Below are 8,690 nucleotides of genomic sequence, written 5' to 3'. Positions count from 1 at the left end.
CCCCCGCAGGGCGCCGAACGCCGTCCCGCCGCCACTGTCCGACCCCTGGTCACGTTCGGCGCCCGAGGAGGTGCCCCGGCGCGCGCCCGGCCCCGCCGGAACCGCCCCGGCAGCCACCGCCCCGGCGTGGCCGGATGCTCCCGGAGCCGGGACCTCCGGGGCCACGTCCACCTGGCCCGAGACCTCGCCCGCCTCCTCGACGCCCCCGGCCGAGACCCCGCGCCGGGAACCCCAGGCCGAGGCGCCCCGCCGGGAGCCGGCGGCCCAAGTACCCCGCCGGGAGCCCCCGGTCGAAACCCCCCGCCGGGAGCCCCCGGTCGAAACCCCCCGCCGGGAGCCCCCGGTCGAAACCCCCCGCCGGGAGCCGGCGGCCGAGCCGTCCCGCTCCGAGCCGTGGGCGCCCCGTACCGCCGGCGCCCGCCCCTCGCTTCCGGCGGCGGAACGGCCGGCTGAGCGCCCGGCGGAACGGCCCGCGGACCGGGCCCCGCGCGGGAGCGCCGCGGCCCCCCGCCCCGGGGCGACCGTCACCCCCCGAGCCGTCTTCGAGCGGATGGCCGAGCGCGCGGTACGCCCCGCCGGGCTCGCGCGCCGGGCGCTCGCCCGCGCCCTGGACTCCCTCGTCCTCGCGGCGGTCGCGGCGGCCGCGGCCTGGCCCCAGCTCCCCGCCGCCACCGCCCACCTGGAGGCCAAGGTGGACGCCGCCCGCGCGAGCGGCCGCACCACCACCGTCTGGCTGTTCGACGGGACCATCGCCGGCCACCTGGGCCTGGTCCTGGGCACGGTCCTCCTCTTCGGAGTCCTCTACGAGGCCGTGCCCACCGCCCGTTGGGGCCGGACCCCGGGCAAGCGGCTCCTGGGCGTCCGCGTGCTGGCCACCGCCACCCTCCGCCCGCCCGCCTTCGGGGCCGCGCTGCGCCGCTGGCTGGTGTACGCCCTCCTCGGCCTCCCCGGCGCCCTCTGGTGCCTCGTGGACCGCCCGCGCCGTCAGGCCTGGCACGACAAGGCGGCGAAGACGTACGTGGCCCGCTGAGGCGGCGGCGGACCCGAACGGACGCGGTCCCGTTGCGCCCCCGCCGGAGCCGGGTTCGACTCGGGCCATGAGTACCGACCAGCCGCCGCCGGGCGAACGTCCCGAGGACGACCCGTTCCTCAAGAGGCCCCAGGAACCGACGCCACCGTCGGGCGGTTCGCCGTACGGCGGCGGCCCACCGCCGCCGCCCGGCGGCGGGACCCCGCCCCCCGGCGGCCCCTACGGCGGCTCCGGGGCGGGCGGCGGCTACCCGCCTCCGCCGCCCCCGTACGGCGGCGCGGGCGGCGGCTACGGCATGCCCGACCCGCTCGCCGGGATGCCCCCGCTCGCCGACTTCGGCAAGCGGCTCGCCGCCCGCATCATCGACGCGCTGATCGTGGCCGTCCCGCTGTTCCTCATCCAGCTCGCCTTCGGCACGAACCGCTACACGGTCGAGACCAACAAGGGCGAGGACGTCAGCGAGGTCATCACCAGGTCCTACAGCGGCAGCGGTCTGGCCATGACCCTGATCTCGATCGTCGCGTACGTCGGCTACGACTGGTGGTTCACCCACAAGAGCGGCCAGACCCTCGGCAAGAAGGCGATGGGCCTGCGCGTCGCGATGCTCAACGACGGCAGCGTCCCGCCCTCCGGCGCGTCCCTCGGCCGCGCCGCCGTCCTCTGGCTGCCGACGCTGATCTGCTGCTTCTGCCTGTGGCCGATCGCGCTGGTCATCTCGATCCTCGTCGACAAGCCGTACAAGCAGGGCCTGCACGACAAGGTCGCCAAGACGGTCGTCGTCCAGACCACCTGACGCCCACGCGGCGAAGCGCCGGCGCGGCGCACAGCGGGCGGTCTCCCTGCGGGGAGGCCGCCCGCACCGCGTCGTTCAGTGGTGGACGGGGTGTTCGGCGGGGGCCGGCCTGGACTCCGGCACCCGGACCGCCTCCGTGCGGGCGGTGCGGATGGTGCGGCCGGCGGCGGGGGCCGCGTGGCGGCCGCGGCGCTTGGGCAGGGGTACGGTCACGGCGACGAGCAGTCCGAGGGCGAGGGCGGCCGCACAGATGACGGCGATCCCGAGCCCCGTACTCGTCTGCGAGAGCAGCAGCATGGCGATCGTCGACGCGACGACGGTGGCGGACCCGTACGCGAGCTGTGCGGCAGTCGGACGCGGCATGGCGATATCCGTCCTCGGAGGGGGGAGGGGGAGTCGGCTCAACTGGGTCGCGCGTCAAGAGACTCTACGACGGTGGATGCCCGAGCGGAACGACCGGTAAGCGTGACCTAACCCACGGTGTCGGCGCACCGGGGGGCGCACAGGATCACATCGCGTATCGCGGCGCTGCCCTCATGCGGCGCGCATGCGGCCCAAATGCGGTCGAAAGACTGCCAAGAGGCGCTGGAGGAGGGGCGTGAAGCGGCCTTCGTCCCATATGGCAGAGGAACGTCCGATTACCGGAACTGACTGACCGCATAGTGCAGTTGTAAGGAACAAGTCAAGGTCTGTCTTTTCTCTCGACTCTCCGGTCAAATGTCGTCACTTGAGACGCGCGCCGCGCGGAACCCCCCGCTCCTATGGAGACGTTCCGACCGTCCATGCGGCCGCGGGAGGGGAACGACATCAAGTGACCAGCATTTCCGCCAGACGGCGTGCGCTCCGTGCTGCCGCCGTCACCGTGACCATGGCCGCGTGCGCGTCCAGTGCCACCTTCTTCGCCGTGACCGCGGCCCAGGCCGCCGAGGACCGCGGTGCGACCGCGCCCGCCTCCGACCGCCAGGACCCGACGGCTCCCTCGAAGGTCGTCGAGCACGACCTCAAGGGTCCGTTCAGCGACCAGCAGGCGAAGCAGAAGAAGGCCGCCCTCGAGCAGGTGCTCAGCGGCAAGAAGGGCGTCGAGCAGCGCGGCGCCTCCAAGGTCGTCAAGCTCGACGAGAACAAGTACGTCGAGCTCGGCCGCGAGAAGACCGACAAGATCTTCACGATCCTGGTGGAGTTCGGCGACCAGGTCGACAACACCACCATGTTCGACCCGGACGGCCCGGGCCCCAAGCCCTCGGTCCCGAAGTACGGCGGCACCCCCGGTCCGCTGCACAACGCGATCAAGGAGCCCAACCGCGCCGTCAACAACAGCACCGCCTGGCGCAAGGACTTCAGCCGGGACTACTTCCAGGACCTGTACTTCGGTACCGGCCAGGGCAAGAACTCCCTGAAGACCTACTACGAGAAGACCTCCTCGGGCCGCTACTCGGTCGAGGGCGAGGTCGCCGACTGGGTCAAGGTCCCGTACAACGAGGGCCGTTACGGCTCGAACTACTGCGGCCAGACCAACTGCTCCAACGTGTGGGACACCGTCCGCGACGGCGTCACCGCGTGGACGGAGGCCCAGAAGAAGGCGGGCAAGACCGACGCGCAGATCAAGGCGCAGCTGGCCCAGTACGACCAGTGGGACCGCAACGACTTCGACGGCGACGGCAACTTCAACGAGCCCGACGGCTACATCGACCACTTCCAGATCGTCCACGCGGGCGAGGACGAGTCGGCCGGTGGCGGCGAGCAGGGCACGACCGCGCTGTGGGCGCACCGCTGGTACGCCTACGGCACCGACGTCGGCAAGACCGGCCCGGCGAACAACAAGGCCGGCGGCACCCAGATCGGCGACACCGGCATCTGGGTCGGCGACTACACGATGCAGCCCGAGAACGGCGGCCTCGGCGTCTTCGCGCACGAGTACGGCCACGACCTCGGCCTGCCGGACCTCTACGACACCTCCGGTGGCGGCGAGAACTCGGTCGGCTTCTGGTCCCTGATGTCGGCCGGCTCCTGGCTCGGCAACGGCAAGGACTCCATAGGCGACCTCCCGGGCGACATGACCGCCTGGGACAAGCTCCAGCTGGGCTGGCTGAACTTCGACAAGGCCAAGGCCGCGACGAAGTCCACCCACAAGCTGGGTGTGTCCGAGTACAACACCAAGGACAAGCAGGCGCTGGTCGTCGACCTGCCGAAGAAGCAGGTCAAGACCGACATCGTCGCTCCCGCCGAGGGCTCCTCGCAGTGGTGGAGCAACATGGGTGACGACCTCAAGAACACCCTCACCCGCTCGGTCGACCTGACGGGCAAGAAGTCCGCCGCCCTGTCCCTCAAGGGCTGGTGGGACATCGAGGCCGACTACGACTTCCTCTACACCGAGGTGTCCACGGACGGCGGCGCCACCTGGACCGCTCTCGCCGGCACCGCCGACGGCACGGCCATCCCGGCCGACGCCTCCGGCAGCCCGTCGCTCACCGGTGTCTCGGGCGCCTGGAAGTCGCTGAACTTCCCGCTCGACGCCTACGCGGGCAAGAAGGTCGACCTCCGCTTCCGCTACCAGACGGACGGCGGCGCGGGCGGCAAGGGCTTCACGGCCGACGCCGTCACCCTCACCGCGGACGGCTCCGCGCTGTTCACCGACGGCGCCGAGAACGGCGACAACGGCTGGACCGGCAAGGGCTTCTCGCGGATCGGCGCCGGCTTCACCAAGGAGTACGCGCAGTACTACCTGGCCGAGAACCGCCGCTACGTCTCGTACGACTCCACCCTCAAGGTGGGCCCGTACAACTTCGGCTTCGGCAACACCAAGCCGAACTGGGTCGAGCACTACCCGTACCAGGACGGCCTGCTGATCTGGCTCTGGGACACCTCCCAGAAGGACAACAACACCAGCCAGCACCCGGGCTCCGGTCTGATCCTCCCGATCGACGCCAACGCCAAGCCCATGAAGTGGGCCGACGGCACCCTGCTGCGGAACAAGATCCAGCCGTACGACGCGCCCTTCAGCGCCTACTCGACGGACGCGTTCACCCTGCACAAGAACGGCGAGGAGCTCTTCCTCAAGCCGAAGCCCGCGAACCTGGTCTTCGACGACCACAAGGGCAAGTACTACTACGACGAGAACCCGACCGGCTCGGTGAAGGTCACTGACACCAACACCAAGATCAAGATCGCCAAGGAGACCTACGACGGTCTCGTCATGACGGTCGAGGTCGGCCCCGCCGTTAAGTAATTCGGTAAAGCCGCAGGTCAAAGCATGATCGGCCGTCGCCCTCTAGCGGGCGGCGGCCGATCGCGTTTAGATGCCCCGGTACGAGGTTCTTATTGACGGGGGAGATGACCGACATGCCAGGTGGAGGTTTCGTCAGATTGCCGGGCGGCAGTGTGGTGGTCGCGCTCACGCTGCCGAGGCCGTCCGGTGAGGGCGGAAATGTCCGTGTGCTGGTGCACGCCGCGAACCGGGCCCGCGCCTTGACCAGGCTGCGGAACCTCGGGATGCGGGCGGTGTACCTGCGGGGCAACGCGCAGCCGCCCACGCCCGACGAGGTCACGGCCGTCCTGCACCACCCGGACGGCCTGCTGTGGCGCGGCGCCCCCGACCGGGCGCAGGAGCTCTGGCACCCGATCCGGGCCCTGCTGGCCCCCTAGGGGGCCTTGGAGCCGACCAGGGTCACTCCGGCCGCCCGGAGCTCCTCCAGCGCCTTCTCGGTGGTGTGCGGGGCCACGGCGGCCGTCAGGTCCAGCAGGACGCGGGTGGCGAAGCCCTCCCGGGCGGCGTCCAGGGCGGTGGCCTTGACGCAGTGGTCGGTGGCGATGCCGACCACGTCCACCTCGGTGACGTGCCGGTCCCGCAGCCAGCGGGCGAGGGTCGCCCCGTTCTCGTCGGCGCCTTCGAAGCCGCTGTAGGCGGCCTCGTAGGCGCCCTTGTCGAAGACGGCGGCGACCGCGCCGGAGGCGACGGCGGGCGCGAAGTTCGGGTGGAAGCCGACGCCCTCGGTCCCGGCGACGCAGTGCACGGGCCAGGAGCGCTCGTAGTCCGGCTCCGCCGGGGGGCGCGCGAAGTGGGCGCCCGGGTCGACGTGGTGGTCGCGGGTGGCGACGACGTGCCGGTAGCCGGCCGTGGACTGGCCGATCAGCTCGGTGATGGCGGCGGCGACGTCGGCTCCGCCGGTGACCGCGAGGCTGCCGCCCTCGCAGAAGTCGTTCTGTACGTCGACGACGATCAGTGCGCGGTGCATGTTCGGTGCCCTTCGCTTCGGCGGGTGTGGATGGTGCGGGCCGGCTGCTGGGGGCTCTGCCCCCAGACCCCCGCGCCTCAAACGCCGGCGGGGCTGAAGTTGCCCTGCGGGCGGCTGGGGCGAAAATCCAGCCTCGCCGGCGTGTGAGGCGCGGGGTCTGGGGCGGAGCCCCAGGAGCCCCCGGCGGCGCCGCGGGCTACGCGTACTCGGTCGGGAGCACGGCCTCGCCGCGGGAGAGCTGCGTCGCGGACAGGGGCAGCCCGGCGCGGGCGGCGCGGTGCCGGTCCCGCGCGGCCTCCAGCGGCTCGCGGGCGATGACCTCGCCGGACTTGACCAGCTGGGTCAGCAGCTGGTGGTCGGCCAGGGCCGAGGGGACCGGCCCGGTCCCGACGACCTCCGCCTCGGCGACACCCTCCGCGTCGAGCCGCCGCGCGGCCCACTTGCGGCCGCCGATCGACGTCTTGCCGCCGGTGGACTTCTTCGCCACCGGCGCCAGCGCCGCCTTCGGGTCCGCGGAGGTCGCCCGCGCCACCAGCTTGTAGACCATCGAGCACGTCGGGTGCCCGCTGCCCGTCACCAGCTGCGTGCCCACCCCGTACGCGTCCACCGGCGCCGCCGCCAGCGAGGCGATGGCGTACTCGTCCAGGTCGGAGGTCACCACGATCTTCGTCGCGGTGGCGCCCAGCTCGTCCAGCTGCTGCCGCACCCGGTGCGCCACCAGCAGCAGGTCCCCGGAGTCGATCCGGACCGCGCCCAGCTCCGTGCCGGCCACCTCCACCGCCGTGCGCACCGCCTCGGCGACGTCGTACGTGTCCACCAGGAGGGTGGTGCCCCGGCCCAGGGAGGCCACCTGGGCCGTGAACGCGTCCCGCTCGCTGTCGTGCACCAGCGTGAACGCGTGGGCCGAGGTCCCCACCGTCGGGATCCCGTAGCGGAAGCCGGCCGCCAGGTCCGAGGTGGAGGTGAAGCCGCCCACGTAGGCGGCCCGCGAGGCCGCCACCGCCGCCAGCTCGTGCGTGCGCCGCGCGCCCATCTCGATCAGCGGCCGGTCGCCCGCCGCCGAGGTCATCCGGGAGGCGGCCGCCGCGATCGCCGAGTCGTGGTTCAGGATCGACAGGATCACGGTCTCCAGCAGCACGCACTCGGCGAAGCTGCCCTCCACCCGCAGGATCGGCGAGCCGGGGAAGTAGACCTCCCCCTCCGGGTAGCCCCAGATGTCGCCGGAGAAGCGGTACGAGGCCAGCCAGTCCAGCGTCCGCATGTCGACGACGGCCCGCTCGCGCAGGAACTCCAGCACCGCGCCGTCGAAGCGGAAGTTCTCCACCGCGTCGAGCACCCGGCCGGTTCCCGCCACCACTCCGTAGCGGCGTCCCTCCGGCAGCCGCCGGGTGAACACCTCGAAGACCGAGCGGCGGTCGGCGGTGCCGTTCGCCAGGGCGGCCTGCAGCATCGTCAGCTCGTAATGGTCCGTGAAGAGCGCTGTCGACGGCACGTCCACCGGCAGGCCCAGGTCCGCAGGGTTCATGCCACGGATGCTAGCGCACATTTCGTCAAAGTGACGAGATGTAGGCCCCGTTTGTGCGACGGACCCGTCACGGTGGCAGCATGGGACGAGTGAGTGTTGCTCCTGTAGAGATCGAACGCACCGAATCGGCCGAAGAGACCTTCGCGGTCCCCGAACCCGACGTCCCCTGGGTGACCCTGGTGCACAACGACCCGGTCAACCTCATGAGCTACGTGGCGTACGTGTTCCAGGCGTACTTCGGCTATTCCAAGGACAAGGCGCACAGACTGATGCTCGACGTCCACCACAAGGGGCGCGCGGTCGTCTCCAGCGGCACCCGTGAGGAAATGGAGCGCGACGTGCAGGCCATGCACGGATACGGCCTGTGGGCGACCCTCTCCCAGGACCGCGGCTGATGAGCGGCGGACACTTCGAGGAGCTCAAGGGCGGCGGCGCCGCCATCGCGCTCGACGAGATCGAGATCTCCATCCTGCGTTCCCTGGCCGTTCAGCTGCTGGAGCTGATCGGGCCCGGTGAGCCGGAGCCCGCCGAGGACGCCGACCCGCTGGCCGTCCTCTTCGCCTCCGAGGGCCCCACCGAGCCCCCGGCCGACCCGGCCCTGGCCCGGCTCTTCCCCGACGCCTACGGGGCCCCCGACGGCTCCGGCGACGAGGGCGTCGACCCGGCGGAGCTGAAGGCCCGCTCGGCGGAGTTCCGCCGCTTCACCGAGAACGACCTGCGCACCCGCAAGCGGGAGGACGCCCTGGCCGTCGTACGCAGCCTGGACGGGCTCACCCCCGCCGGCGACGGGGCGGCGGTCCTGGAGCTGACCGGCGAGCTGCCGCTGCGCTGGCTGGGCGCGCTCAACGACCTGCGCCTGACGATCGCCGCCCGCCTCGACATCACCGAGGACGACGAGAGCGCGATGCTCTTCCGGCTCCCGGACGACGACCCGCGCAAGCCGATGGTGATGGCGTACCTCTGGCTCGGCGGGCTCCAGGAGACCCTCATCGAGACCCTCTGAGTCCCCGGGTGACTCCCCGAGAAGGCTCTGAGGATCCTCAAGGGCGAACAGTGTTCGCTCAGCGGACGCTCAAATCCGGATAACGATCAGATCACCGCGATGCGGTG

At 71.8% G+C, this 8,690-nt stretch carries 9 protein-coding genes; 6 read left to right on the top strand and 3 right to left on the bottom strand.

Translation table 11 applies throughout. The features are described 5' to 3' along the window. Together ACFTXQ_RS33055 and ACFTXQ_RS33050 are read left to right on the top strand one after the other, a co-directional pair. A partial coding sequence (locus ACFTXQ_RS33055; protein ID WP_382648233.1) for an RDD family protein occupies nt 1-1,030 on the top strand: 1,030 nt, incomplete at its 5' end. A 67-nt stretch (nt 1,031-1,097) separates the two neighbouring features. Further along, the gene (locus ACFTXQ_RS33050; RefSeq protein WP_382648230.1) at nt 1,098-1,823 is read left to right on the top strand and encodes an RDD family protein; all 726 of its coding nucleotides are present in this window, start codon (nt 1,098-1,100) and stop codon (nt 1,821-1,823) included. 75 nt (nt 1,824-1,898) lie between these two features. Here ACFTXQ_RS33050 and ACFTXQ_RS33045 read toward each other — a convergent pair whose 3' ends face one another. Beyond that, a complete protein-coding gene (locus tag ACFTXQ_RS33045) occupies nt 1,899-2,186 on the bottom strand; it encodes a hypothetical protein (protein ID WP_382648227.1) in 288 nt (95 codons plus the stop codon). Between the two features lie 505 nt (nt 2,187-2,691). On the opposite strand from ACFTXQ_RS33045, the gene ACFTXQ_RS33040 reads away from it, so the two are divergent. Next, on the top strand, nt 2,692-5,049 hold the full coding sequence (locus ACFTXQ_RS33040) for an immune inhibitor A domain-containing protein (RefSeq protein WP_382648238.1): 2,358 nt from the start codon (nt 2,692-2,694) through the stop codon (nt 5,047-5,049). 113 nt (nt 5,050-5,162) lie between these two features. Beyond that, entirely contained in the window at nt 5,163-5,465 is a 303-nt protein-coding gene (locus ACFTXQ_RS33035; RefSeq protein ID WP_382648225.1) for a hypothetical protein, read from the top strand. Here the strand turns inward: ACFTXQ_RS33035 and ACFTXQ_RS33030 are convergent. Then, nucleotides 5,462-6,055: a nicotinamidase gene (locus tag ACFTXQ_RS33030; RefSeq protein ID WP_382648222.1), complete on the bottom strand. Its 594-nt coding sequence runs from the start codon at nt 6,053-6,055 to the stop codon at nt 5,462-5,464. The two genes, ACFTXQ_RS33035 and ACFTXQ_RS33030, sit on opposite strands and share 4 nt — an antisense overlap. A gap of 196 nt (nt 6,056-6,251) precedes the next feature. After that, entirely contained in the window at nt 6,252-7,580 is a 1,329-nt protein-coding gene (locus tag ACFTXQ_RS33025; protein ID WP_382648219.1) for a nicotinate phosphoribosyltransferase, read from the bottom strand. Nucleotides 7,581-7,660: 80 nt separating this feature from the next. On the opposite strand from ACFTXQ_RS33025, the gene clpS reads away from it, so the two are divergent. Further along, nucleotides 7,661-7,975, top strand: a complete 315-nt coding sequence (clpS, locus tag ACFTXQ_RS33020) for an ATP-dependent Clp protease adapter ClpS (protein WP_382648216.1) — start codon at nt 7,661-7,663, stop codon at nt 7,973-7,975. Further along, a complete protein-coding gene (locus ACFTXQ_RS33015) occupies nt 7,975-8,583 on the top strand; it encodes a DUF2017 domain-containing protein (protein WP_382648213.1) in 609 nt (202 codons plus the stop codon). The genes clpS and ACFTXQ_RS33015 overlap by 1 nt, the downstream gene beginning before the upstream one ends. The last annotated feature ends 107 nt before the right edge of the window (nt 8,584-8,690 follow it).

This window comes from Streptomyces sp. NPDC057010 (genome assembly GCF_042673805.1).
Lineage (GTDB): Bacteria > Actinomycetota > Actinomycetes > Streptomycetales > Streptomycetaceae > Streptomyces.
This window is presented reverse-complemented; position numbering and strand designations above follow the sequence as displayed.